Below are 22,123 nucleotides of genomic sequence, written 5' to 3' on the forward strand. Positions count from 1 at the left end.
CAACAAATCATCGAATTGGGGTATCTTTAAAGTGCTGTCGCAGTGGCATAGGTCGCCGGGCGGCATACACCTCAGACGGGCAAGGATGAAATAAACGATGAGTCAGACACAATACGACGCCATCATTGTGGGCGCAGGGCATAATGGCCTGACGGCCGCCGCTTATCTGGCGCAAGCAGGCCACCGCGTGTTGGTTGTAGAGCAGCGCCCGCTGTCTGGCGGGGTGGCGGCCACAGAAGAAGTATGGCCCGGCTTTCACGTAAATACCGGCGCGCCCGACGCCGGACTTTTCCCGGAAACCATTGTCAGAGAGCTGTTTCTGAAGATGCATGGCCTGGAATTTCGCCAGGGGCCAACGGCCGTATTTGCCCCACAGCCCCACGGCCATGCCCTCACTCTCTGGCACGACGAAACCCAAACTGTACAGGACATCGCCCACTTTAACCAGCTTGACGCCGCGCGTTACCCGGCATTTGTGCGCCAGGTGGCCCGGTTTGCCGCCATCTGGGGCGAGATCATGGCCCAAACGCCGCCAGACCTGATGGCCCTGGACCTGAACGACGCCGCCAGTTGGGGCAAAATCGGCTGGCAGCTCAAGCGGCTGGGTGACCACGACATGATGGAATTTTTGCGTGTCTTGCCGCTGGCCCTGAGCGATTATTTGGATGAGTGGTTTGAAGGCGATGCACTGAAGGGGGCGCTGGCAGTGGATGGGCTGGTGGGCAGCCAGTTGGGGCCGCGCAGTGCGGGCACAACCCTGTTGTTTTTTTATCGCCACGCCAATGGTTTTATGAACGGCCGTATCCCCCGTGGCGGCATGGGTCAATTGTCGGCGGCGCTGGCTGCCGCCGCCCAAAGCTATGGCGCGGTAATTTGCACCGGCACGGCCGTGCAGCAAATCCTGGTCAACGACGATGATCAGGCCACCGGCGTCCGTCTGGCCGACGGCGCGGAGCTGACCAGCCGCGTCATCCTCTCCAGCGCCGATCCGCGCCGCACCCTGTTTGGCTTAATTGGGCCGCAAAAGCTGGAGCCGCGCTTTATGCGCGCCGTGCGCAGCATCATCTATCGCGGCTGCACCGCCAAAGTGAACCTGGCTTTGTCTGGCCTGCCAGAATTTGTCGGTCAGACGACCGAAGCGCAGCTAACCGGCCGGATTCGCATCGCCCCAGACCTGACCTACCTGGAAAAGGCGTATGATGCCGCCAAATACGGCCGTATCTCCCCCCATCCCTTCCTCGATGCCACCATCCCCAGCCTGCTGGACCCCACCCTTGCCCCGGCCGGGCAGCACATCATGGGCATCACCATGCAGTATGCCCCTTATGCCCTGCGCAGCGGCGATTGGCAAACGGAACGGGAGCGCCTGGGCGACCTGATTATCCAAACGATGGCCCAGTACGCGCCCGATTTGCCGTTGCTCATCGGCCAGCGCCAGGTTCTCACCCCGCTGGATTGGGAGCAGATGTATGGCCTGGCGGAGGGCAGCATTCATCATGGGCAAATGGGCCTGGAGCAGTTGTTGGTGATGCGGCCGGTGTCGGCCTGGGGGCAGTACCGCACCCCCATTAAAAATGTCTATCTGTGCGGCGCCGGCGCGCACCCTGGCGGCGGCGTCACCGGCGCGCCCGGCCGTAACGCGGCGCGAGAAGTGCTGTCGGTCTTGCCGAAGCGTTAGAATAGTTACAAAACGAGGAGAATATGGCGAAATCTATCAGCCTGGGAACGGCCGTTGCCCAACCCGGAACCATCCAATACGGCCAATGGGACGCCATCACTCACCCCACCGGCCACGACGATTACCTGCCGGTTATGATTGCTCAGGGGCGGAAGGCGGGGCCGTGCATCTGGCTGACGGCCGGCATACACGGCCCAGAGCATACCGGCCCGACGGTGTTGTACCGGCTCATCACCCAGGAATTGGTAGACCAACTGCGCGGTACGATTGTGGCCCTACCAGCCCTCAGCCCGGCCGGGCTGCGCACCAAAGAATACGTGCCCTACCACCTGCCGAAAAACCCCAACCGCATGTGGCCTGACGGTAAACCGGCCCGCCCCCAAGACCCGGACGAAGAAGCGCCGTCGTCGGTCGAACGAGCGTTTGCCCGGTTGTTTGTGCATATTCGGCAAACGGCCGATTTTATGATTGATTACCACAACGCCTGGATAGACTCCATCTCTTTTGTCTTTCGTGACCGGGTGCTGTATCACGCCAAGGGCGAAAACGAAGCGCAAAACCGGGCTAAAGCTGAAGCCCTGGCCCATCAACAAGAAGCGATGATGGCCGCTTATGGGCATACCATCGTCACCGAGTTTCCGGCGAAGCATTACATCAAACAGGATTTGCATCGCTCCACCTCTGGCGCGGCGCTGTTGGTGGCTGGTATACCGGCCTTCACGGTGGAATTGGGCACGGGCCTGATGCCTGACCAGGCGATGGTGGCGGCTTCGGTGGCCGGTACGCGCAATGTGCTGCGTTGGGCCGGTATGCTGCCCGGCGACATGGAGCCAATTGTCGGCATTAAAATGGCGGATCCTGGTTTTCGTACCCGGCGCAGCGAGGGCACGCGGGTGGAGGAGGCGTGTGTGGCTTTGCATCTGGTGGAATCGGGTGACATGGTTAAAAAGGGGGACCCACTGGCCGAACTGCGCGATGTATGGGGACGGCCGTTAGCCAACAGCCCGCTCCGTTCACCCCACGATGGTTTTGTCATCGCCCGTGAACACGGCATCTATTTCTACCCCGGCGATACCATCGTCCACCTCTCCATTCACGATGAGGACCCCGTGACAGCCCCATACCCCGATGCCTATTACCGGGAATGACGATAAGCCGCCGACTCTCGTCATTCCTTCGACAAGCTCAGGACCAATCGTCAATTTTGCGTCTCAAACCATTTCCTCAGCCACGCTTCCAGGTCGTCGGGGCGGTTGGCGACAACGGCCGTAAACTTCACGCCCGGGTAATGTTGCTGGAACCAGGAAGGGGTCAGCACTTCCGGCCAATGGTGAGGGTTCACGGCGATGACCTGTTTGTGAGTCAGGTCGCCCACGCCGGCGTCGTCGGCCGAAAAGCCAATGGTGAAACGGCCGTTAAACCCACCCCGCGCCGCCGCCATGAACCAATGCACGTCGGCCGTTGGTGGCAGCAGCACATAAATCCGTTGATAATTCAGCCGCGAGGCGTCGCTGGGCACAAGCTGCATGTCGCGGGCCACTTGCAGCAGCCGCAGCGCCAACAGCCGCGCTCCCTTGTCGCCGACAAAGCGTACTTCGTATAGGCCATCGGCGACGGCCGTGAAATCATAGCGCCAGACGTGGCGCTCGCCGTCTACAGTGTGGCCCAGGGGGGAGACGGCCGTCAACACCTCCGCCGCGTCCTTCACCAACAAATCCACCTGCCGGTGTTCCCGCGTTGAAGACACCTTCACTTGAACTGCCTCCCCCGGGTGGGGGTGTTCTGGTTCCAGCGTAATGTAGGTATCGCCCGCGCCGATGATGTTCACGCTGCGCTTGTGGCGGCCAATCGGGCGCAAAAAGGCATTGCGCCAGAAAACGCTCTGCTGCCGCTTGGGCAAGTTTGGCGCCGACTTCAGGTAAATGGTGATGGTGGTCGTCTCGGCGTCGGCCGTCAGGTGCAGAGTCTCCCAATGGCTCAGGGGCTGGGCCACCGCGCTCCACTGAATCAGCGGGCTTTCCGGGTCTACACCGCCAGTGGGATCAATGCCAATTTGCAGGTTGACATCGCTGCCTTCCACCCGGCTGCCGGGCGTCGGCTCATCGCTGGACCAGGCTTGCCCTTCAACGGTTAGCTCATACCGGTTGCCGGGAGCGGCCGGCGCCTGCTGCCACAGCCCACCCACATGGGTTCCCCACGGCGTGGTTAGCTGCTGCACCGGCCGATTGTCCATGGTGAAGTTGCTAAAGACCGGTTGGCGATGTTTCCAGTTGGGGTCGTCGGGACGGGGCGGCAGCCACCAACTCATCCAGCCAACGGCCGTTATCCGCTGCGTATCCCCGCCGACCGCGTAAAACGGCTCACCCAGATTTCCGTTAAGCAAAAATTCAGCTTGGCTCATACCAATTCCTGAGTGATCATCTAGAAATTACATCGCCCAGATTGGACCAATCGCCAAGATTGGTCCAATCTAAAAAACAGGAAATGATTCTTAGACGATTACTAAGCGTCAAACCCTAATCCACGCTCTTTCAACGACACATATCGCTGGTGGCCGATGACAATATGGTCCAGCACATCCAGGTCTAACAGCTTGCCGGCGGCCACCAACTGCCGCGTCACATTTACATCCTCCGGCGATGGCGATGGGTCGCCGGACGGATGGTTGTGGGCCACAATAAAGGCGGCCGCGTTGGCCTTGAGGGCTGCGCGGAACAATTCGCCAATGCGAATCACCGAGGTATTGAGGCTGCCGATATAAATGTTGGGCGTGCCCAGCACCCGATTTCGTGTATCCAATAAAATAAGCCGCAAATGCTCCTGCTCCAAAAACATCATCTCCGACATCAACAAATTAGCCGCGTCGGCCGGCGATGTGATGCGCGGTTTTTCTTCCGGCGCGCTGGCCATCAGCCGCCGCCCAATTTCCAAAGCCGCTTTAATTTCCACCGCCTTGGCCTGGCCGATGCCTTTGACGCTCATCAATTCCGGGATGGTCGCTCGCGCCAGTCCGGGGATGGAGCCAAAGGTGTGCAGCAGTCGTTCGGCCAGTCGCAGCACATTTTCGCCGCCTGTGCCGGTACGTAAAACAATCGCCAATAGTTCGGCCGACGAAACCGCGCCGGCCCCCACCTTGACCAACCGTTCACGCGGCCGGTCATGTTCGGCCATATCTCGAATCTTGGGTATGTAGGCCGCTCTTTTCTCCGTTTCCATTCCGCCCTCCTCGGAAAAACGCGGCGCGGCCAGACAAATCGCGCCGCACGGTTTTAGCCTTGTGCCTGATACAGCAGTCGGGCTTTGTTTACAAAGCCCGACTGTTGTTGGCGCTGCTAGCAGCCGTAAACCGAAGTCCGTATGCTGTTTTCCGTTGGCATTTGCCAGAGGCAGCGCCCTACGAAATAGGCAATACGGATTATCGAATACGGGTACTAGGCCGCGCTTTTGATCAAGACGATAAACTCTTCCCATTCTTCGGCGGCCAGGTGCAGGGTGATGCCGCCCATTTCCACGTGGTAGACAAACCCGTCATCTTCCTGGCTGCGCCAGACCGCGAAACTTTCCGTTTCGGCGATGATGTCGGCGTCAAATTGTGAACCATTTTCGTTTGCTTTCATTAAAAATTCTCCTTTGAATTGAGTATGATCTTGAAGTCTGTGGCTTAGATTCCGGCGTCCAGGGCGGCGAACAGGCTGTTTTTGGTCAGGGCCACCACTGGCTCTGGTGTGGGCTAAAGCCCCATCTGGCCGACGCCGTGTAGACGACTGTCTCGAATCAAGTTGCAGAGAGCAATTATACAAGAGTTTGGCGGAAACAACATTGGGGCGACGCTCAGCGCCGTCGCTGATGACAATATCCCCTGGCTATGCCGCTTCTTGCCTAGACGAACCGCCAAAATCGCCTGAGCTGCCCTATTGACAAGCGGCGCCAGATTGCTTAAAGTTTGCAGGCTGGGGAGCAAAAAACAAACCAAGGTGGGAAAAATGGTTCAACAACAAGCTGCCCAACAATCAATCGCCAAAGATGACCGGATTCACCGTGAAACGAAGTGGCTGGCCGCGTTCATCATCCCTTTTCTGATAGCCGCTTTCATTTTGCTGTTTATCTGGCCTGACCAGACAGACAAAACCTTTGCCTGGACCATTGTGCCCACCATGACGCCAATGATGCTGGCATCCGCCTATCTTGGGGGGATTTATTTCTTCAGCGGCGTCCTGCGGGCGCAAAAGTGGCATCATATCAAGACCGGCTTTCTGCCGGTCACCGCCTTCGCCTCCATCCTCGGCATCGCCACGCTGCTTCATTGGGACCGCTTTAACCACCAACACATCTCTTTCTTCACCTGGACAGCCCTGTATCTGACAACGCCATTTTTGGTGATTGCCACCTGGCTGCGGAACCGGAGAGTGGACCCAGGAACGGCCGTTGCCAACCTCCAAATCATCCCCACCTCCTGGCGCTGGATGATGGGGCTGGTCGGCGGGATCACCGTGCTGACATCCCTGCTCCTCTTCATGCAGCCCGCCCTGATGATTAACCTCTGGCCGTGGCAGCTTACCCCGCTCACGGCGCGGGTCATCAGTGCCATGTTCGCCCTGCCTGGTCTGGTGGGATTAGGCATCGCCTTCGACCCCCGTTGGAGCGCGGCCCGTCTGATTCTGCAGGCGCAGTGGGTTTCCATCTTATTCATCCTGATCAGCACCCTGCGCGCCTGGAGCGAATTCGACCCAGCCAACGCCGTCACCTATCTGTTTGTTGGTGGCCTATTCCTTCTATTGATCGGCATTGCCCTGTTCTATTTTCTGATGGAATCGCAAAAGAAAGAGACACCAACTTAAGGAGGCGATTGGCGATTACCCTGCTGCGCGATCTCCAGCCCCAATCGCCAATCTCGCCCCACCTGTTCGGAGGAGATGGTTTGATGGCCCATTACTTATTTGTTACCACCTGGAAAATTGATACAGATATTGAGAACGTTTGGCGACTGATCAACGAACCGGAAGTCTGGCCGACCTGGTGGCCTGCGGTCGAAAGCACCCGCCAGCTATCACCCGGAGGTGAAGACGGGATTGGCAGCCGCTGGCAGTTTGTCTTTGTCAGCCGCCTGCCCTACAAACTGGCTTTTGAGTCACAAATCACGCACAAAGAGGCGCCATTTATTCTTGAAGGCCAGGCTTCTGGCGAGCTGGAAGGCTTTGGCCGATGGGAACTGTCGCAAGAAGGCTCGTTGACGACGACGCGCTATACCTGGAATGTCAACACGACCAAAACGTGGATGAACGTCCTGACTCCGCTGCTGCGCCCTCTTTTTAGCTGGAATCATAACGTCACCATGCAGGCGTGCAGCGAGGGCATGGCCAGGTATCTGGGAGTGAGCCTGGCCAGCCCGGCCTCCCATGGCCCAACGGAGCGTTGATTTTTGGCTTTCCTGGAGTTTGTTGCCGCGACAGACTCTGGCGCAGTTGTGCCTTATATTCAAAGGTCGCCCGGTTTCATGCCGGGCGATTTTTGATCATACTGCCCCCAACCTGATCTGGGTCTACAATCAGAATACGGCAGAACAATCCTTGATTTTTATAGACCAGTCTGTATAATTCTCTATATGGCTTCACGACGAGAGCAAATTATCGAGACAACCTGCCACCTAATCGAAATGCAGGGCTATTCGGCAACCGGCCTGAACCAGATTTTGGCGGAGAGCGGCGCACCCAAAGGCTCGCTTTACTACTACTTCCCCGAAGGCAAGGATGAACTTGTCGAAGCGGCTATCAGCCAGACCAGCCGGCTTATCTCCGAGCGGCTGCGCAAGGGCATGGACGCCTATGAACAACCAGCCCAGGCGATTCCGGCTTTTTTGCGCGATCTGGCGCAGCACGTGCAGGCCAGTGGTTTCCAGGCGGGCGGGCCGATAACGGCCGTTGCCCTGGAAGCCGCCTCCACCAACGAACGCCTCAATAACGCCTGCCGCGACGCCTACCGCGTTTGGCAGTCAGTGATTGTAGAAAAGTTGTTAAGCAGTGGTTACGAGCCGGTGCGAGCGCGGCGGTTGGCTGTCGTCACTATTGCCCTGATTGAAGGGGCCATCATCCTCAGCCGCAGCGAGCGCAATGTCGGCCCGTTGTTGGACGCGGCCGTTGAGCTGGAGCGTCTGTTGTAAGGCTTTTTTTTACCATGAAATTATGTAGACTGGTCTAATATATGAATGGAACCATTTTAGTCACAGGGGCAACGGGCAACGTTGGCCGCGAACTGGCGCAACTGCTGCGCGACGCCGGGCAGCAGTTGCGGGCGGCCGTCGTGTCAGCCGCCGACGCGGCCAATCTACCAGAGGGCGTACCCTGGGCGCTGTTCGATTTCACCAACCCGGCCACTTACGCCGCAGCTTTTGCCGGCGTGGACCGGCTGTTCTTGCTGCGCCCGCCCCACATCGCCAACATCGCGCGGGATATGCAGCCGGCCATCGCCTATGCTGCCGCCGCAGGCGTGCAGCACATCGTTTTTCTGTCGTTGGTGGGGGCGGAGAAGAATCGGTTTGTGCCTCATGCCAAAGTCGAGGCGCTGCTGATGGCCGGTTCCGTGCCTTATACGCTGCTGCGCTGCGGTTTCTTCATGCAAAATCTGTCCACCACCCACCGGCAGGACATCCGCGACCATGACGACATTTTTGTACCGGCCGGTCGGGGCAAGACGGCGTTTGTGGATGTGCGAGACATCGCGGCGGTGGCGGCTCGAGTCCTGACGGAGCCGGGTCATGCACAGCAGGCTTATCCGCTGACGGGTGGGGAAGCGCTGGATTATGGGGCGGTGGCGGCGCTGATGAGCGACGCGTTGGCACGGCCAATCGGTTACAGTCAACCCCATTTTTTACGGTTTGCCTGGCGGTTCTGGCGGCGCGGCCATCCGCTCGGTTACGTGGCCGTGATGACGGCCATTTATCTGACAACGCGCCTGGGCATGGCGGAGACGGTGCATCCAGAAACGGCCGTTTTGCTCAACCGCCCGTCGATCACCATGCGCCAATTCATCAGCGATGACGCGGCTGTGTGGCAAAAAACACCGCAGTCACAAGGCATATAAAAAACCCACTGGAAGGTTAAGCAGTATGAAAGGCCGGGGACCCAATTGGCCCGCGCCGATTTTGCCCGCTTTATGCTGGATCAGGCGGCGTCAGATACCTGGCGGCGCAAAGCGCCGATGCTAAGTAATTAGCGATGTCGGCGAATTGCTAACCACAAAAGGCACAAAGCACACAAAGCTTTTCTTCGTGTCCTTTGCGCGTTTGTGCTGAACAGATATTTAAGGAGAACAAAGTGACAACTTTTACAAGCAACGAACAAATTGACAAAAGCAAAATCTGGCCAACGGGTCTGGCTGCAATTGGCCTGTCTCTGGTGGCTAATTTACTCGCTTACTTTATATTAAACGCCGTCCTAGATTTACCCTCGCCGGCCGAGTTTCCCCCTTTAAGTGCGGCAGCCATTGGCATCATGACGGTGCTGTTTACCTTCCTGGCCGTGGTGGCCTTTGTCGTGGTGGTGCGGATGGCTAAACGGCCGCTGCGTACTTACCGCATTGTGGCCACCGTTGTCTTTGTCCTGTCAATCATTCCTAACATCATATCGGCCGTCAATCCGGCGGCCGCCCCATTTCCCTTTCCCGCAGCCTCAGCTTCAGGCTTTCTGGTCCTGATCATCTTTCACGTCATTGCCTATCTGATCATGGTTTGGCTGTTAACGACAAAGACTGGAAAGACCTGACGGTTTTGGCTGAGACGTGGTGGCAGCGGAACGGCCGAAGGAACGGCCGTTTCCTCAATCAGATCGGTTCTTTAGCTCTGACATTTACCTGCTCCAAGTTTTTAAGTGCAGGACCATGAATAACCGTGCCATCCATGGCAAAGCGCGATCCGTGACACGGACAATCCCAGCTCTTTTCCGCCGAATTCCACTGAATAAAACAACCCATATGGGTGCAGGCTGGTGACAAAGCAGTGAGGTTCCCATCTTCTGCCATATAAACGGCTACCGCTCCGTCTTCTGTGTTGACAAGCTTGCCTTCTCCCGGCTCGACGGTATCGGTCACTGCCAGACGATCTCCCACAAAATGTTTAGCCACTTGTGCTGAATGTTTGGCAAATTCGGGCACGCTTTTCAGATTAATGCGGTTCGGGTCGTAAAGCTCAGCCCAAGGATTTTCCCGTTCCAAGATCAGATCGCGCAGGAGCATTCCAGCAACCATGCTGTTTGTCATGCCCCAACCACCAAAACCGGCAGCCACGTAAACATGGTGCGAGACGGGTGAATAACGGCCAACATACGGCAGCCGATCCAGAGTTTGATTGTCCTGTGTAGACCAACGATACTCGATAGATTTCACGTTGAAATTTTCACGCGCCCACTGCTCAACCCGTTGGTAACGTTCTACAGTATCGTCATCCTGTCCGGGGATATGCCCTTCACCCCCCACCAATAGAAATTCGCCGTCAGCTCCTGAATGATGGCGCATTGTATGGGATGAATCAGTGGTGATAAACATGCCCTGCGGTACTGGTTCTGCCAGGCGGGCGGCCAAAACATAGGAACGATGTGGTTTCAGCCGGGTGGCATAGAGAACTTTGTCATTAAACGGGAAGTGGCTGGCAACAATAACGTCAGCGGCGTGAATCGTTCCCCGATTTGTGGTTACAACACAAGGGTCATCATCGGAAACATCCAAAACCTGGGTATCTTCAAAAATATTACTGCCGTCGCCAGGAATATCGTGGGCGAGAGCTAATACGTATTGGCGCGGATGAAATTGCGCCTGGTTGTCGAAGCGTACCGCTGCTTTAACAAGAAAAGGCAGCGGCGTCTCCTCGGTGAACGATGCGGGCAGCCCCAGTTTTAAGGCTGCTTCTACCTCATCATGGATTTTGGCTGTTTCCTCGTCGGACTCAGCATAGGTATAAGCTGCGGTGCGTCTAAACTCGCAGTTGATTTGTTTATCCCGGACGAAATTGGCTATTTGTTGGATGGCAGTCTCGTTGGCATTGGCGTAGATTTGCGCTTTTTCTTTGCCAAAATGCTGAATGAGATAGGCGTAGATCAGGGTGTGCAAGGAGGTTACTTTTGCCGTGGTGTTGCCGCTGACGCCTTCAACGATCCGTTTTGCTTCCAGCACAGCCACTGTTTTGCCCTGCTCTTTCAGCAGCGCAGCGGTTGTCAGGCCCACAATGCCACCGCCGACGATAGCCACATCCACCTGTAAGTTGTCTTGCAAAGAAGGGAAATTCGTTTGGGGTGTCGTGTCCAGCCAGAGGGAAATTGGTTTTCCAGGAAGATCATCATATTTATGTTTCATCATCTTTTACCGGCGTACCCCGGCCTCCTTTGTCGTAAATTATTATCATTGTCATGTCCGCCTACGGATGCGGGCGTTTCCGTATTAATTTGATGAATGAACTTTTTTGAAATCAATGAAGCCACGCTGGACGTTAACGGCCGTTAACGCCACGCGAATCCGATCACCCACATCCAACCCCTCGAACCCTTGCATGAGTTTGCCTTCGACGGGCACAGTGAGCAGCCGCACCCACGTCCCTTTCTCGGAAGCGCCGGTAACAAACGCATCAAACTCTTCGCCAATCCTGGACTCAATGAGCAGCGCGGCGGCAGATTTGCCAACCTGCCGTTCCACTTTGTTCGCGTCATCCTCTTTCTGGGTGAAATGCTCGGCCAGCACAGCCAGTTCCGCAAAGCTGTAGGGCGCAGCCTGGCTGGCAACAGCGGCTTTCAGCAAACGCTGCGTGATCAAATCGGTGTAACGGCGATTGGGAGCGGTGGAATGGGCATAATCTTTGACCGCCAGACCAAAGTGGCCTGAGGTCGTCGCGTCGGGCTGTTCGGCGCTGTATTCGCCTGCTCCGAGCAGTTTGATCACCGCCAGGGAGAGGTCGGGGAAGCGCAAAGGATCAGCAGCTTTCGCTTTAACGAGAAACGCATCAAGCGCCACCGAATCCGGGTTAGCCGGCAGCGTGGCGCCGTGTTCTTGGGCAAGTGTCACTATCCGATCCCAGCGTTTGGGGGTGCGTACCACCCGGCGGATGGAAGGGAATTTCTTGGCCTCAAGATACCGGGCCGTGACCCCGTTGGCGGCGATCATGAAATCTTCTATGATCTCTTTGGCGCGGTTCTTCTGTTGTACTTCAAGCTCACGAATTTGGTCGCCGTCAAAGATTGGTCTGGCTTCGATGGTTTCTAAACTGAGTGCCCCATTGACGCGCCGCAAGTTCTTCAGGCTTTGGGCGGTGCGGTCTTGCAGGCGCAGATTGTCAGTTAGGCCGGGAACGGCCGTTATCTCCTCAAACACAGCACCATCCCCATCTAACCAGGCGGCCACCCTGTTATAGGAGAGCCGGGCATGATTTTGTACGCGCGCCCGATAGATATCTGAGCCTTGCAAGGAGCCATCTGCGCCGATCACCATTTCTACAACAACAGCCAGGCGCTCCTCATTAAAATTCAGGGAAGTGAAATCGGTGGAGAGCTTTTCCGGCAGCATGGAGAAGATGGTTGCGGCTGTGTAGACCGAAGTTGTGTTGTGGCGCGCATGTTGGTCAATGGCTGAGCCATCTTTAACCAGCGCGTCCACGTCGGCCACGGCTACCAGAATCCTGACTTTGTTTTCGGGCAGAGATTCGGCAAACGTGAGTTGATCCAGGTCGCGGGAGTCCTCGTTGTCAATGGAAACCCACAGCAAATCCGTCAGATCACGTATGCCAGAAACCGCTTCGGCTGGCTCGCTGTTTAGACTGGCGGGGGCTTGAATTTTGTCCAGTTCGGCAAGCACTGCGGCTGAAAAGTCGGGAAGCAACTCCCTTTCTAGCATCGCCTTGTGGGCAATGCGCTGCAAGATTTCCCGGTGTTGTTGATCGTTGTGTTGGGATTGGGACATTAGGATTTCTCCAGTTTAATCGAGAAGAGACTCGTTCAACAGAATGCTTATCTGGGCCACTGCGCTTCGGGAAGGCCATGCAAGAAGGTCACAAAAACCAATAATATTGCTTATCAATTAACGTGAGATTATTCGTGACTATCCTTGGGCTTTTCACTGCCTGACGGCTCAATTGGAGGGCCGCCATCATCAGCCCAAACCATCTCAGCATGGTCGTCAGCGATCTTTTCTTCGGCCAACTGCTTTTGGCGCGGTTGCCGCAACCACTCTCCAAGTTTCCGCCATATTTGCTGCAACTTGCCTTTGCTTTCATTCTCGCTCATCATTTATTCCTGATTAGTTTTTTTATGAGCCTGTAACTCAAGCGTGCGACCAATTGCCGTTCCTGCCGCAATACCCAGTACCAGGCCTATGCCAATTTGGTTAAATGCTGCTCCAAAGATTAATCCCAGAGCGACGCCAAGAGATGTGCCTCGGTTCTGATAAAATTTTGAGGGTCGCTTCTGTTCATCGTTTGATTTCTGATCCATTTTGGACTTTCCTTAAAAAGATTATTATAGTTCCAATAAGGCGCTGAACGGCCGTTTAGCCAGCCTCACCAATTAACTGATCCCCATTCTCTTTACAAAACAAATATGACTCGTACACCGCACCTTTAGCCTGTGGCTTGTACCAATGTGATTGGCAAAAAGAGTCGTAACCCATCTCGCTCATCCATAACGTAGGCTGTGGCGGGGTAGCGAAGCACGATCATGGTCATCCACATATCGCCTATTGCGCCGCTGGCGTTGAAGATGCCGCATAACGCGAATAAGGGTACCCATAAGGTTCCCTGCAATAACCACATGCCACTAATGACAAAGGTACTGATGACAACAAATGGCGCCAGGGCGATAACGATATAGTTGTTTCGAGGGTAAGCGTACCCGGGCGATGTGGCGTACAACATCAGCCCTTTCCATAGGATGCCATACTTGGGTTCTGCCCCAAACATCTGCATGGTTAACCCATGGGTTAGCTCATGTAAGCCCATTGCCAGCAAAACCCCGAGCAGAACCGCCCCGATTTCGCCCATACCGAATGCAATTTGTGTCGGCATCTTGCCCAAGCTGACAGCCAACACAAAAAAAATAAGGCCAAAGATGACAAGGGAGATTAAGGCCAGGATTTGTATGGCGATCACGTGGGTGGGTTTATCGGTCACTCGCCAGTAGAGAACTTCTTGATAATCGTTGGGCAATGATCCGGAAACAGGAATGGTAGGCATGTTGTGTTCCCTCGTAGGAGTTGAACGGATGCAGGTTTCCGTATGATTGGCTTGATGAATGGACTTTTCTGAAATCAATAAAGCCACGCTGGTAGTCAACGGCCGTTAAAGCCCCACGCGAATCCAGTCACCCACATCCAGCATCTTCGAATGAGTTGTGCAACAGCAGCAGGCGCCTGGTTAGCGCACCCTTCTCCGGGAAAAGAGCTTGACAATCGCCAGCAGAATGAGGGCGCCCACAAACGACACAAGCAACAGGGCTTCCCAATTCAGGGCCTGTTATCCACCGTTGTGTATGGGCTTAACTCCCTGTCGTCTTCACGGATGTCAGTCATATCCGGCGTAGCATAAGGGCTTTTGAACCCCGCATTTTTAGCGGTGTGATCTTCCGGTTCGCCCGTAACATAAGGACTTTTATAGGGTTCGCCCGGCATGGCATGATCCAAACCCGTACCCTCTGGAGCCGGGGTCGTGTAAGGGCTTTTGCCCACTTCCGCAGGCTCCTGAGCAAACCCTTCCAGCCGCAAGTTCAATTCCTCTTCGGCTTGTTCTTTGGTGTAACCATACTTCTGTTGCAGAATGCCAATGAGCTGGTCAGCCTTGCCGTCTACTTGCTTCAAGTCATCGTCGGTGAGTTTGCCCCACCACTCTTTGGCCTGACCTTGCATTTCTTTCCACTTGCCTTCAAAAATATCCTGGTTCATCGTTTGATCCTCCTCGATCATGGGATTAACTGCCCTGATTGGTTGATGCCGGCACACCGGGTAGTAAGGTGCGCCGAGGTCTAGTATGTGTGAATAAGGAAATATCGTTGATTGAGTCTATTAGGACTAATTTGAATCATACAACTGCTATCCTTCAAGCGTATCGGCTGGTCAGGGGATATGGACCCCCCCCAGTTGGGGGAGATTGGTATGAGGTAAGATGGATGATTTAGTCGTGGAGATTGAACCGGTCTAATCCAGACTGCGACGGTTGAGGGTAACTGTAGAGGGGAAGGGCTGGCAAAACGACCGTCCATTTGGCCACCTAAACTTATCGCAGCCCAATCACGGATTACGGCTACCAGGGTCTTGGCGGGCTCACGGATTTTGGTAGTTTTTGGCTATCCAGGCGTTGTACTAGATCCACCCCTCTCCCCAACCTGGACGAAGCCACCATCATCGAGCTGGTCCTGGTCAACCTGCTGGACAGGTAGGCGCGGGAGTATATCAGCCCGATGGCGCGCAGGTGTAAAATGGCTGCGGTCAATTCAACGGCAGTGGGGAGATGCAGCGCCATCATCAATCCGACAATCTCCAGTTGCGCGCCTGAACCTGGCGCACTTGCCGCTCACTCACTTCGCCGGGGTACTCTTCGGCCGCCGCCAGAAATGTCGGCGCGTCCACCTGTCGTCAAGAATGAGGTAGTTTGGGTTGAGCCGATTGAGGCAATAAAACAAAGTGAGCGTCTCTCCTGGCTGAACCGTATAAAGCGCATCGCCAACCGGTAGATATTCCATCACGCCGATCAGCTATTAACCAGGAAGTTGGCTAATTTGTCGGCAACGGCCGTACAGTCCCAATGGTAGGCCGACTCGTCGGCATTGGCAAAAGCGGGGCGGGCGACGATGACCGTCTCCCTGGCCGCGACCAAGCTGGTCAACTTGTTTGAGCAGGTGGGGCGAACGGCCGTTGCCGCACATCTGTTGAATAGCTGTTTTTGCTGCGGCCTGTCTCAAGAGGGAAAACGCGGGTTGGCTGCCGCCTGCCCACATTCGGAGCGGATATGCTCTGTTTCAGCCTTTTCGTGCCTACGGTGATGTCTTTCCCACTTGAAGAGTTGGGTGTTGGGTCCGGCCAGTTACAGTAGGTAGCGGGCTTCTGGTTGAGGCCCGTTTCGACTGCCCTCCCAAACCGGACATGTTCAGGGGCATTATAAACGATAGCGCGGCAAAGATGCGCGCAAGCTGGCAAATTTCCCGACCGAAATAGGAGCCTGCCCCCATGACAACGGGAAAGCGGGAAGGGTAGAGTGGTCGGTGAGCGGTGAACGGGGCCGAACTGGATACTGAATACGGTTTACCGAATACCGATTACTGGAGATTGCCATGCCTATTCAACCCAATTTTCTGGAACGAACCGCCTTTTTTACGCTGAATGCCGCCCCAGGGCCGATGCTGGATCTGGCCGGGGCGCTGGCGTTTCAGGCGGTGAACACGGCCGTTCGCCTCAACCTCTTCACTGTGCTGCAAGAACGGCCGTCTACCCCCACCGAACTGGCGCAAACCCTGGGCTGCCAGGAACGGGGTCTGGAAAAACTGCTGGCGGCGCTAGCGGCGATTGGCTACTTGGTGGAACGGAACGGCCGTTACCACAACAGCCCCATGACCGACAAATGGTTTTTGCAAGACGAGATGCTGGACATGAAAGCCGCCCTGCTTGTCTTTGATACCTTTTTTCGGGAACTGTGGCCCCATGCCCTGGAAGTGATACAGAGTGGGGAACGGCCGTTTAACTTCTACGACTTCACCGCCAGCACCCCCGGCCTCAGCCACGCCCACCAGACGATGATGCAGGGCAACGCCAATCTGGTGGGGGCAGGCATTGTAAAGAAGGTGGCACTGCCAGAAACGGCCAGCCGGTTGCTGGATGTGGGCGGCGGGCACGGCCAGTTCACTATTCACTTTTGCCGGGCGCATACCCGGCTGACGGCCACCATCATGGACAGTGAAGCCGCCCTGGAAACGGCGCAGCAAAATCTGGAAGCGTCCCAACTGAGCGACCGGGTAGACCTATACGCCGCCGATTTGTGGTCGGCCGCCTGGGGCACGGAATGGGACTCCATCTTGCTCTTTAACTTGCTGCACCATTACGACCTGGAAACCAACCACAAGCTGCTGGAAAAAGCGCACGCCGCGCTGAAGCCGGGTGGCAAAGTGGCGATTTTTGACCAGGTGGCGGGCAAGCAGTTTGGCTCAGCAACCAACGCCATCGTGCAGTTGGTGGGGTTGATGTATTACCTGTTTGCCGACGGCCGTATCTTCACCCGCGCCGAACTGACCACTCTGCTTGACCAAACCGGCTTTAAGAACATTCAGTTTTACCCCATGCGTCAGGCCCCCGGCAGCAGCCTGCTGGTGGCCGAAAAATAACAGTTGCCCCCATCGGCTGGCGCTATCTGACCCAACCGGCAGACGGTGTGGTGGGTGAAGTGAGTGGCAGTACGGCCGTTGCCTGACTTTACCGCTCACTCCACTCCTTCCCATTCTTCCCGCGAGACGTTAGCCTGTCGTAACAGTCGGGAAAGCAGGGCCGCACTAATATCGCTGCGATGTGGGTTCGGCAAAATCAGTCGTTGTGACTGGCGCAGCATAAATTGGTGCCGCCCACCAGAAAAAGGGCCTTCGAACCCTAATTTTTGCAGGCGGTGGATAAATTCGCGGCGTGAAATTGGAGAAAGCTTGGGCACGTTAAAAAGCGACTGGAGCTGGTAATTCTATCCTTGTGTCTGCCAGCGAAGGAATGGGTAACCCTTTGGCAATGCTAAATAACAGCCAATCTTCAACGGCTGCCGCCAGATTACGACGACATGCTTCTAGCGTTGGGCCTGTAGCCCAAACGCCGGGCAAGTCGGCGATCTCACCATAAAAGGGTTCTTCATCCTCAATCATTTCATATTGGGCCAACTCTAGAGCTTTTTGAATGTATTCTAAAATCATGAGCTTTTCATTCCTGTCAAGATTGGCTTAAACAACTCAATCGTTAACCAGACAGATTATACCATACAAGGAAAATTCAAATGAAACGTGTTTTAAAATGGATTGGCATTGTGGCAGGTGGCTTGTTGGGATTAATCATTCTGCTGGTGGTGGGCGTTTACGCCGTCAGCGCCAGCCGGTTGAACAAGACGTATGAGGTCACGGCCGTTTTCAACCTCAACGTCCCCAATGATCCCGAAAGTATCGCCGCTGGCGAAAAATTGTTTGTCATCTACTGTGAGAGCTGTCATGGGGCCAACCTGGCTGGGGATCTCTTCTCGGATGATCCCGCCTTTGGGCAAATCTACAGCGCCAATCTGACGGCGGGCGAAAATGGCATCGGCCGCAGCCACAGCGACGAAGAGATTGCCCGGGCGATCTGGTATGGCGTGAAGCCAGATGGTTCACCCACTGTCGGGATGCCTTCCGAATTTCATCAGGCCATCCATATCGGCGATATGGAAAAATTGATCGCCTATATGCGCAGTGTGCCCCCGGTAGATACCGACTATCCGCACCCCAGCTATGGCCCCATGATGCGCGTCATGCACACGACGAAGCTGTTTCCCCTTGTCACTGTCGAAAATGTGGATACCAGCCAGCCGCCCCTTGCGCCCATATCACCAGAAGAAACGCTGGCTTATGGCAAATACCTGGCCGCCTTTTGTGCCGCCTGCCATATGCCTGATTTTGCGGGCAGCGAGATGTTTGGCTCGCCCAACATTACGCCGGCGGCTATCAGCGCCTGGACCGAGGCGGAGTTTTTGCGGGCGGTGACAGAAGGGGTGCGGCCGGATGGCACGCTGCTTAACCCGGAAGAGATGCCCTGGGAATCATTCGGCCGTTACACAGATGAGGAACTGCGGGCGCTATGGGCCTATATGCAAACCGTTGCGCCGGTGGCGGCCAGATAACGGCCGTTTTTACCGCCGTTAAGGGGACTTGCGCCCTGGTTTATAATGGTGGAACCGGGTGGGGCCAAAACAATTGCGCTCGATTGCTTTCAAGCGAAGGAAAAGATTGTCCATGGTCCCATCCATAACCAGTCCGACGGGTGATCCGTGCAAACGGTTGAAACAAAAGCTCCTGCTGCGTTTGCTGAGATTCAATCTAACGTTTCTTTTGGTCCTGATGAGCTTCCTGCTGTTGACGACTGCCGACGCCGCAGCGCAAATGAGCGGGAACAGCCCGGCCATTGATGCCTTCATGCAGGAGCGCATGGACAGTCTGAACATCCCCGGCGCGGCTTTGGCGGTTGTACGGGAGGGCGAGATTGTCCATCTGGCAGGCTACGGCGTCGCCAACGAAGCGGGCGACCCGGTGACGCCGCAGACGCCGTTATTGCTGGCTTCACTGAGTAAACCGGTAACGGCCGTTGCCGTCATGCAGCTTGTCGAAGCGGGGCAAATCGAGTTGGACGCGCCCATTCAACAGTACCTGCCCTGGCTCCTGCCCGATACACCCATCGCCGTGCGCCAACTGCTGCACCAGACCAGCGGCCTGGATGAAACGCAGGGCTACCGCCGCAACCTGGAGCCAGACGCCCCCGACGCGCTGGCGGCCAGCATCCGGCAGTTGGCCGATACCGAACTAAACAACCCACCCGGCACGGCGTTTGAATATTCCAACAGCAATTACGACATCCTGGGATTACTGATTGAAACAGTGACCGGCCAATCCTATGGCGACTACATTCAGGCCAACATCTTTGGCCCACTGGAGATGAGCAGCTCGTTCACCTCATTAGAAACGGCCCGCGCCGCCGGGATGAGCAACGCTTTTTACCCTTTTTTGGGGCGGCAAACCAGCTTTGATGATCAGATGCCCTACACGCGGGCTGTGCAGCCCTCGGCCGGGCTGATTGGCAGCGCGGAAGATATGGCTCATTTTGTGCTGGCGCAGTTGCAAAACGGCCGTTACCAGACCACCCAACTCCTTTCCCCCGCAAGCGTGGCCGCACTGCACACGCCCGATCCCGCCACCGGCCCGGATGTCCAGTATGCGATGGGCTGGGCCGTCTGGCCGTTTGCCGACGCCGCCTTGCCCGGCGACGAACCCCCAACCGCCCTCTCGCACGGCGGCGAATGGTTGGGATTCAGCAATCTCATCCTCTTCATTCCTGCATATGATGTGGGCGTGGTGCTGCTGATGAGCGGCCCTGGCCCTAACAACGGCTCCGCTTTCAGCAACATCGCCTTTGACGTGGCGCTGCTGGCGTTGGGGCTGGAGGCGCAGCATTATCCGCCGCAAGAAGATTGGCTGACGCAGAATTTACGACCGTTAAGCATTGGCCTCATTTTGCTTTTGCTCATCAGTGGGGTGGCTGCCATTCGACGACTACGCGGCGCAGCCTTGACCCGCCGCGCTGGCTGGTTCTTCGTGGCGCTGGCGCTGATTGACCTGGCGCTGGTCGGCTACTTGCTCTTTATCCGCCTGCCCGCCGCCAAATCCAATGTGCCGCTGACCCTGCGCTTTGAACCCGACCTGGGGCTGCTGCTGCTGGTTATTCTGCTGTTGACGCTCGGATGGGGGTTGCTTCGTTCATTGTGGGCCGTGTGGCGCTGGCGGGCCAGCAATTGACAGCACTAAAAAACAAGGAGAGATGGTAAACTGTGCCCTATGACTGACCAACTCATCACCAATCTGGAACAAGTGACAAATGAATGGCTAACGGCCGTTCTCACCCACAGCGGCGCACTCACTCAGGGCAGCGTGGCCGGGTTTGACATAGCCGACGGCCGTGGCAACTGGTCTACCAGCGGCTCGCTGCAATTGCATTACAGCCCGGACGCGCAGGGGGAACGGCCGTCGCGCCTCTTCCTCAAAATGGTGGACGCCGATACCGGCGACGGTGAATTTTTTGGTTCGTCCGAAGTGGATTATTACCTGCGCGATTACGTGGACGTGCCGGATGCACCGCTGCTGCGTTGTTACGACGGCCGTTACTCCCCCACTATTCATCGCTACCATCTGCTGCTCGAAGACATTTCCGCAACGCATACAATTGCCTGCGATAAACCGCCCACCCTGGCATATGGCCTGGCGCTGGCTGAGGCGTTCGCCATTCTGCACGGCCGTTGGTGGGGCGCAGAACGGCTGGCCGAAGCCAACGCCCCGCTGCACGACGCCGCTCACATCCGCCGCTGGGTGGCCATTGGCGAGCCGGGGGTTGAGCATATCGTCGGGCGGGTTGCCAGCGAACTGCAACCCCACTGGCCCGCTGCCATTCGCGACATCTTCGCCCACCACCCGCAGGCGATGATCCGCCGCAGCCAGGACGCCAACGGCTTTACCCTCTTTCACGGCGACGCCGGTTGTTACAATATTATGGTGCCGCGAGAGGGGGAACGGCCATTGTACCTGATAGACCGCCAACCGTTCGACTGGAGCCTGACCACCTGGCTGGGCGTGTACGATCTGGCCTACGCCATTGCCCTGGAGTGGGATGTGGAAGCACGCCGCCAATGGGAACGGCCTATCTTGCGTCATTACCACGAAACACTCATACAGCGCGGCGTGCAGGGCTACGTCTGGGAGCAGTTGTGGGACGATTACCGCCTCTGTGTAGCCATGGGCGTTTACATTGCCGTGGAGTATTGTCGCGGCCGGTACAACCCGGAGACGCAGTGGGTCTGGCTGCCCATGCTGCAAAAAGCGCTCACCGCCTGCGACGATCTTAACAGTGCTGAACTTTGGGCTGGGTTATGAAATGGGCTGCGCCAACAGATCACGCAGGGGCATACCGTCCCGCTGTACTTCACGCCACAGCGTATCCCGGTGGGCCATCATGGCCTCCCAGCGCCCTTTTTCATAGAGGTGGGTATTGAACAAAACATCGTACTCTAATGAACAATCAGCCGCCACACTTCGCACCAACCAACGGCTATCCGCATTAAGATGACGCAGAACGACAAGTAAATCTATATCTGAATCAGGGTGGAAATCGCCGCGAGCTTTGGAACCAAACAGAACCATATCAACCAGATTGCGACCTAACATCTCAGACAGGGTCAGGCACAGTTTCAAGATAGCCTGCTTTTCATTGGTTTGTAAGTGCTCGGGTAAATCAATCATATTGAATCCCTGTCTCCTGCAAAGCCCGCTCCATGCGCTCTAGAAAAATGGTGGCGTTTTCCAGGTGGCGGCTGGCGCTTTCATAATCAAGTGGCTCCAGGTCATAATCACCGGCATGACGTTCATCCATTGCCGCGCCGAAAAAACGGCTAAATTCTGGTTCGATGAGACCGGTTTTAACAAAGTGTTGGCGAAAGGCGGCGATGACACCGGAATGTTTGCTCCGTTCCAGCCCTTTGCTGGCGAGCAAGGCATTAGCCGCATAAAAAATGGCATAATAGGCGCGGTTCACCGCTGTTATATAATCTTCATGCGCCAACACCAATTTGCCCGTTGCTATCGCCTGACGGGCATGGGCGATGTATTTGCCAATTTTTTCTTGAATTTCCGATCCAACACTCATGATGAGCAGATTATACCACGAACAGAAAGG

24 protein-coding genes are annotated in these 22,123 nt (G+C 56.1%); 11 read left to right on the forward strand and 13 right to left on the reverse strand.

The window, feature by feature from the left end:
* The first annotated feature begins 97 nt into the window (after positions 1-97).
* Positions 98-1,678, forward strand: coding sequence for an NAD(P)/FAD-dependent oxidoreductase (locus IPM39_12610; GenBank protein MBK8986896.1), 1,581 nt, complete (start codon positions 98-100; stop codon positions 1,676-1,678).
* 23 nt (positions 1,679-1,701) lie between these two features.
* Positions 1,702-2,826, forward strand: coding sequence for a succinylglutamate desuccinylase/aspartoacylase family protein (locus tag IPM39_12615; GenBank protein ID MBK8986897.1), 1,125 nt, complete (start codon positions 1,702-1,704; stop codon positions 2,824-2,826).
* A gap of 50 nt (positions 2,827-2,876) precedes the next feature.
* On the opposite strand, the gene IPM39_12620 is transcribed toward IPM39_12615, so the two are convergent.
* The 3 genes from IPM39_12620 to IPM39_12630 form a co-directional block, all read right to left on the reverse strand.
* The gene (locus IPM39_12620) at positions 2,877-4,079 is read right to left on the reverse strand and encodes a hypothetical protein (protein ID MBK8986898.1); all 1,203 of its coding nucleotides are present in this window, start codon (positions 4,077-4,079) and stop codon (positions 2,877-2,879) included.
* A gap of 101 nt (positions 4,080-4,180) precedes the next feature.
* Positions 4,181-4,894, reverse strand: coding sequence for a DNA repair protein RadC (radC, locus tag IPM39_12625; GenBank protein MBK8986899.1), 714 nt, complete (start codon positions 4,892-4,894; stop codon positions 4,181-4,183).
* Between the two features lie 215 nt (positions 4,895-5,109).
* Positions 5,110-5,295 carry a hypothetical protein gene (locus IPM39_12630; protein ID MBK8986900.1) on the reverse strand — a complete coding sequence of 62 codons (186 nt, stop codon included), beginning with the start codon at positions 5,293-5,295 and terminating at the stop codon, positions 5,110-5,112.
* A 366-nt stretch (positions 5,296-5,661) separates the two neighbouring features.
* Here IPM39_12630 and IPM39_12635 point away from each other — a divergent pair, with 366 nt between their 5' ends.
* From IPM39_12635 to IPM39_12655, 5 genes are all read left to right on the forward strand, one after another.
* Positions 5,662-6,516, forward strand: coding sequence for a hypothetical protein (locus IPM39_12635; GenBank protein MBK8986901.1), 855 nt, complete (start codon positions 5,662-5,664; stop codon positions 6,514-6,516).
* A gap of 83 nt (positions 6,517-6,599) precedes the next feature.
* Positions 6,600-7,094 (forward strand): SRPBCC family protein, encoded by a 495-nt coding sequence (locus tag IPM39_12640; GenBank protein MBK8986902.1) that lies wholly within the window; start codon positions 6,600-6,602, stop codon positions 7,092-7,094.
* Between the two features lie 186 nt (positions 7,095-7,280).
* Positions 7,281-7,835: a TetR/AcrR family transcriptional regulator gene (locus tag IPM39_12645; GenBank protein MBK8986903.1), complete on the forward strand. Its 555-nt coding sequence runs from the start codon at positions 7,281-7,283 to the stop codon at positions 7,833-7,835.
* A 41-nt stretch (positions 7,836-7,876) separates the two neighbouring features.
* Positions 7,877-8,755 (forward strand): NmrA family NAD(P)-binding protein, encoded by an 879-nt coding sequence (locus IPM39_12650; protein ID MBK8986904.1) that lies wholly within the window; start codon positions 7,877-7,879, stop codon positions 8,753-8,755.
* 233 nt (positions 8,756-8,988) lie between these two features.
* Entirely contained in the window at positions 8,989-9,435 is a 447-nt protein-coding gene (locus IPM39_12655; GenBank protein ID MBK8986905.1) for a hypothetical protein, read from the forward strand.
* A 58-nt stretch (positions 9,436-9,493) separates the two neighbouring features.
* On the opposite strand, the gene IPM39_12660 is transcribed toward IPM39_12655, so the two are convergent.
* From IPM39_12660 to IPM39_12685, 6 genes are all read right to left on the reverse strand, one after another.
* A complete protein-coding gene (locus IPM39_12660; GenBank protein MBK8986906.1) occupies positions 9,494-11,017 on the reverse strand; it encodes an FAD-dependent oxidoreductase in 1,524 nt (507 codons plus the stop codon).
* Positions 11,018-11,101: 84 nt separating this feature from the next.
* Complete coding sequence (locus IPM39_12665; protein ID MBK8986907.1) at positions 11,102-12,610, reverse strand: RNB domain-containing ribonuclease; 1,509 nt, start codon at positions 12,608-12,610, stop codon at positions 11,102-11,104.
* A gap of 128 nt (positions 12,611-12,738) precedes the next feature.
* Positions 12,739-12,933 carry a hypothetical protein gene (locus IPM39_12670; GenBank protein MBK8986908.1) on the reverse strand — a complete coding sequence of 65 codons (195 nt, stop codon included), beginning with the start codon at positions 12,931-12,933 and terminating at the stop codon, positions 12,739-12,741.
* A gap of 3 nt (positions 12,934-12,936) precedes the next feature.
* Complete coding sequence (locus tag IPM39_12675; protein ID MBK8986909.1) at positions 12,937-13,140, reverse strand: glycine zipper family protein; 204 nt, start codon at positions 13,138-13,140, stop codon at positions 12,937-12,939.
* Positions 13,141-13,265: 125 nt separating this feature from the next.
* Positions 13,266-13,964, reverse strand: a complete 699-nt coding sequence (locus IPM39_12680; GenBank protein ID MBK8986910.1) for a DUF3267 domain-containing protein — start codon at positions 13,962-13,964, stop codon at positions 13,266-13,268.
* Between the two features lie 182 nt (positions 13,965-14,146).
* Positions 14,147-14,581: a CsbD family protein gene (locus tag IPM39_12685; GenBank protein ID MBK8986911.1), complete on the reverse strand. Its 435-nt coding sequence runs from the start codon at positions 14,579-14,581 to the stop codon at positions 14,147-14,149.
* 1,385 nt (positions 14,582-15,966) lie between these two features.
* Between IPM39_12685 and IPM39_12690 the strand changes: the two genes are divergently transcribed.
* Positions 15,967-17,010, forward strand: coding sequence for a methyltransferase (locus tag IPM39_12690; GenBank protein MBK8986912.1), 1,044 nt, complete (start codon positions 15,967-15,969; stop codon positions 17,008-17,010).
* A 95-nt stretch (positions 17,011-17,105) separates the two neighbouring features.
* Here the strand turns inward: IPM39_12690 and IPM39_12695 are convergent, their stop codons facing one another.
* Positions 17,106-17,327: a type II toxin-antitoxin system HicA family toxin gene (locus IPM39_12695; protein ID MBK8986913.1), complete on the reverse strand. Its 222-nt coding sequence runs from the start codon at positions 17,325-17,327 to the stop codon at positions 17,106-17,108.
* Position 17,328: 1 nt separating this feature from the next.
* The gene (locus IPM39_12700; GenBank protein ID MBK8986914.1) at positions 17,329-17,577 is read right to left on the reverse strand and encodes a type II toxin-antitoxin system HicB family antitoxin; all 249 of its coding nucleotides are present in this window, start codon (positions 17,575-17,577) and stop codon (positions 17,329-17,331) included.
* A gap of 80 nt (positions 17,578-17,657) precedes the next feature.
* Here IPM39_12700 and IPM39_12705 point away from each other — a divergent pair, with 80 nt between their 5' ends.
* The 3 genes from IPM39_12705 (at position 17,658) to IPM39_12715 (ending at position 21,324) form a co-directional block, all read left to right on the forward strand.
* Positions 17,658-18,530, forward strand: a complete 873-nt coding sequence (locus IPM39_12705) for a cytochrome c (GenBank protein MBK8986915.1) — start codon at positions 17,658-17,660, stop codon at positions 18,528-18,530.
* A gap of 112 nt (positions 18,531-18,642) precedes the next feature.
* Positions 18,643-20,196, forward strand: coding sequence for a beta-lactamase family protein (locus tag IPM39_12710; protein MBK8986916.1), 1,554 nt, complete (start codon positions 18,643-18,645; stop codon positions 20,194-20,196).
* Positions 20,197-20,235: 39 nt separating this feature from the next.
* The gene (locus IPM39_12715) at positions 20,236-21,324 is read left to right on the forward strand and encodes a hypothetical protein (protein ID MBK8986917.1); all 1,089 of its coding nucleotides are present in this window, start codon (positions 20,236-20,238) and stop codon (positions 21,322-21,324) included.
* On the opposite strand, the gene IPM39_12720 is transcribed toward IPM39_12715, so the two are convergent.
* A complete protein-coding gene (locus tag IPM39_12720) occupies positions 21,319-21,690 on the reverse strand; it encodes a nucleotidyltransferase domain-containing protein (protein ID MBK8986918.1) in 372 nt (123 codons plus the stop codon). The genes IPM39_12715 and IPM39_12720 overlap by 6 nt on opposite strands.
* Positions 21,683-22,093: a HEPN domain-containing protein gene (locus IPM39_12725; protein MBK8986919.1), complete on the reverse strand. Its 411-nt coding sequence runs from the start codon at positions 22,091-22,093 to the stop codon at positions 21,683-21,685. Before IPM39_12725 ends, IPM39_12720 begins: the two co-directional genes overlap by 8 nt.
* Positions 22,094-22,123: the final 30 nt, after the last annotated feature.

Origin of the sequence: Candidatus Leptovillus gracilis (assembly GCA_016716065.1) — a bacterium.
GTDB classification, from domain to species: domain Bacteria; phylum Chloroflexota; class Anaerolineae; order Promineifilales; family Promineifilaceae; genus Leptovillus; species Leptovillus gracilis.

Coding starts and splice junctions, on each gene's coding strand:
- IPM39_12630 (MBK8986900.1), bottom strand. CDS start 5,295: ATGAAAGCAAACGAAAATGGTTCACAATTTGACGCCGACATCATCGCC.
- IPM39_12670 (MBK8986908.1), bottom strand. CDS start 12,933: ATGAGCGAGAATGAAAGCAAAGGCAAGTTGCAGCAAATATGGCGGAAA.
- IPM39_12640 (MBK8986902.1), top strand. CDS start 6,600: ATGGCCCATTACTTATTTGTTACCACCTGGAAAATTGATACAGATATT.
- IPM39_12700 (MBK8986914.1), bottom strand. CDS start 17,577: ATGATTTTAGAATACATTCAAAAAGCTCTAGAGTTGGCCCAATATGAA.
- IPM39_12705 (MBK8986915.1), top strand. CDS start 17,658: ATGAAACGTGTTTTAAAATGGATTGGCATTGTGGCAGGTGGCTTGTTG.
- IPM39_12675 (MBK8986909.1), bottom strand. CDS start 13,140: ATGGATCAGAAATCAAACGATGAACAGAAGCGACCCTCAAAATTTTAT.
- IPM39_12725 (MBK8986919.1), bottom strand. CDS start 22,093: ATGAGTGTTGGATCGGAAATTCAAGAAAAAATTGGCAAATACATCGCC.
- IPM39_12620 (MBK8986898.1), bottom strand. CDS start 4,079: ATGAGCCAAGCTGAATTTTTGCTTAACGGAAATCTGGGTGAGCCGTTT.
- IPM39_12665 (MBK8986907.1), bottom strand. CDS start 12,610: ATGTCCCAATCCCAACACAACGATCAACAACACCGGGAAATCTTGCAG.
- IPM39_12715 (MBK8986917.1), top strand. CDS start 20,236: ATGACTGACCAACTCATCACCAATCTGGAACAAGTGACAAATGAATGG.
- IPM39_12615 (MBK8986897.1), top strand. CDS start 1,702: ATGGCGAAATCTATCAGCCTGGGAACGGCCGTTGCCCAACCCGGAACC.
- IPM39_12660 (MBK8986906.1), bottom strand. CDS start 11,017: ATGAAACATAAATATGATGATCTTCCTGGAAAACCAATTTCCCTCTGG.
- radC (MBK8986899.1), bottom strand. CDS start 4,894: ATGGAAACGGAGAAAAGAGCGGCCTACATACCCAAGATTCGAGATATG.
- IPM39_12710 (MBK8986916.1), top strand. CDS start 18,643: ATGGTCCCATCCATAACCAGTCCGACGGGTGATCCGTGCAAACGGTTG.
- IPM39_12610 (MBK8986896.1), top strand. CDS start 98: ATGAGTCAGACACAATACGACGCCATCATTGTGGGCGCAGGGCATAAT.
- IPM39_12690 (MBK8986912.1), top strand. CDS start 15,967: ATGCCTATTCAACCCAATTTTCTGGAACGAACCGCCTTTTTTACGCTG.
- IPM39_12635 (MBK8986901.1), top strand. CDS start 5,662: ATGGTTCAACAACAAGCTGCCCAACAATCAATCGCCAAAGATGACCGG.
- IPM39_12645 (MBK8986903.1), top strand. CDS start 7,281: ATGGCTTCACGACGAGAGCAAATTATCGAGACAACCTGCCACCTAATC.
- IPM39_12720 (MBK8986918.1), bottom strand. CDS start 21,690: ATGATTGATTTACCCGAGCACTTACAAACCAATGAAAAGCAGGCTATC.
- IPM39_12650 (MBK8986904.1), top strand. CDS start 7,877: ATGAATGGAACCATTTTAGTCACAGGGGCAACGGGCAACGTTGGCCGC.
- IPM39_12685 (MBK8986911.1), bottom strand. CDS start 14,581: ATGAACCAGGATATTTTTGAAGGCAAGTGGAAAGAAATGCAAGGTCAG.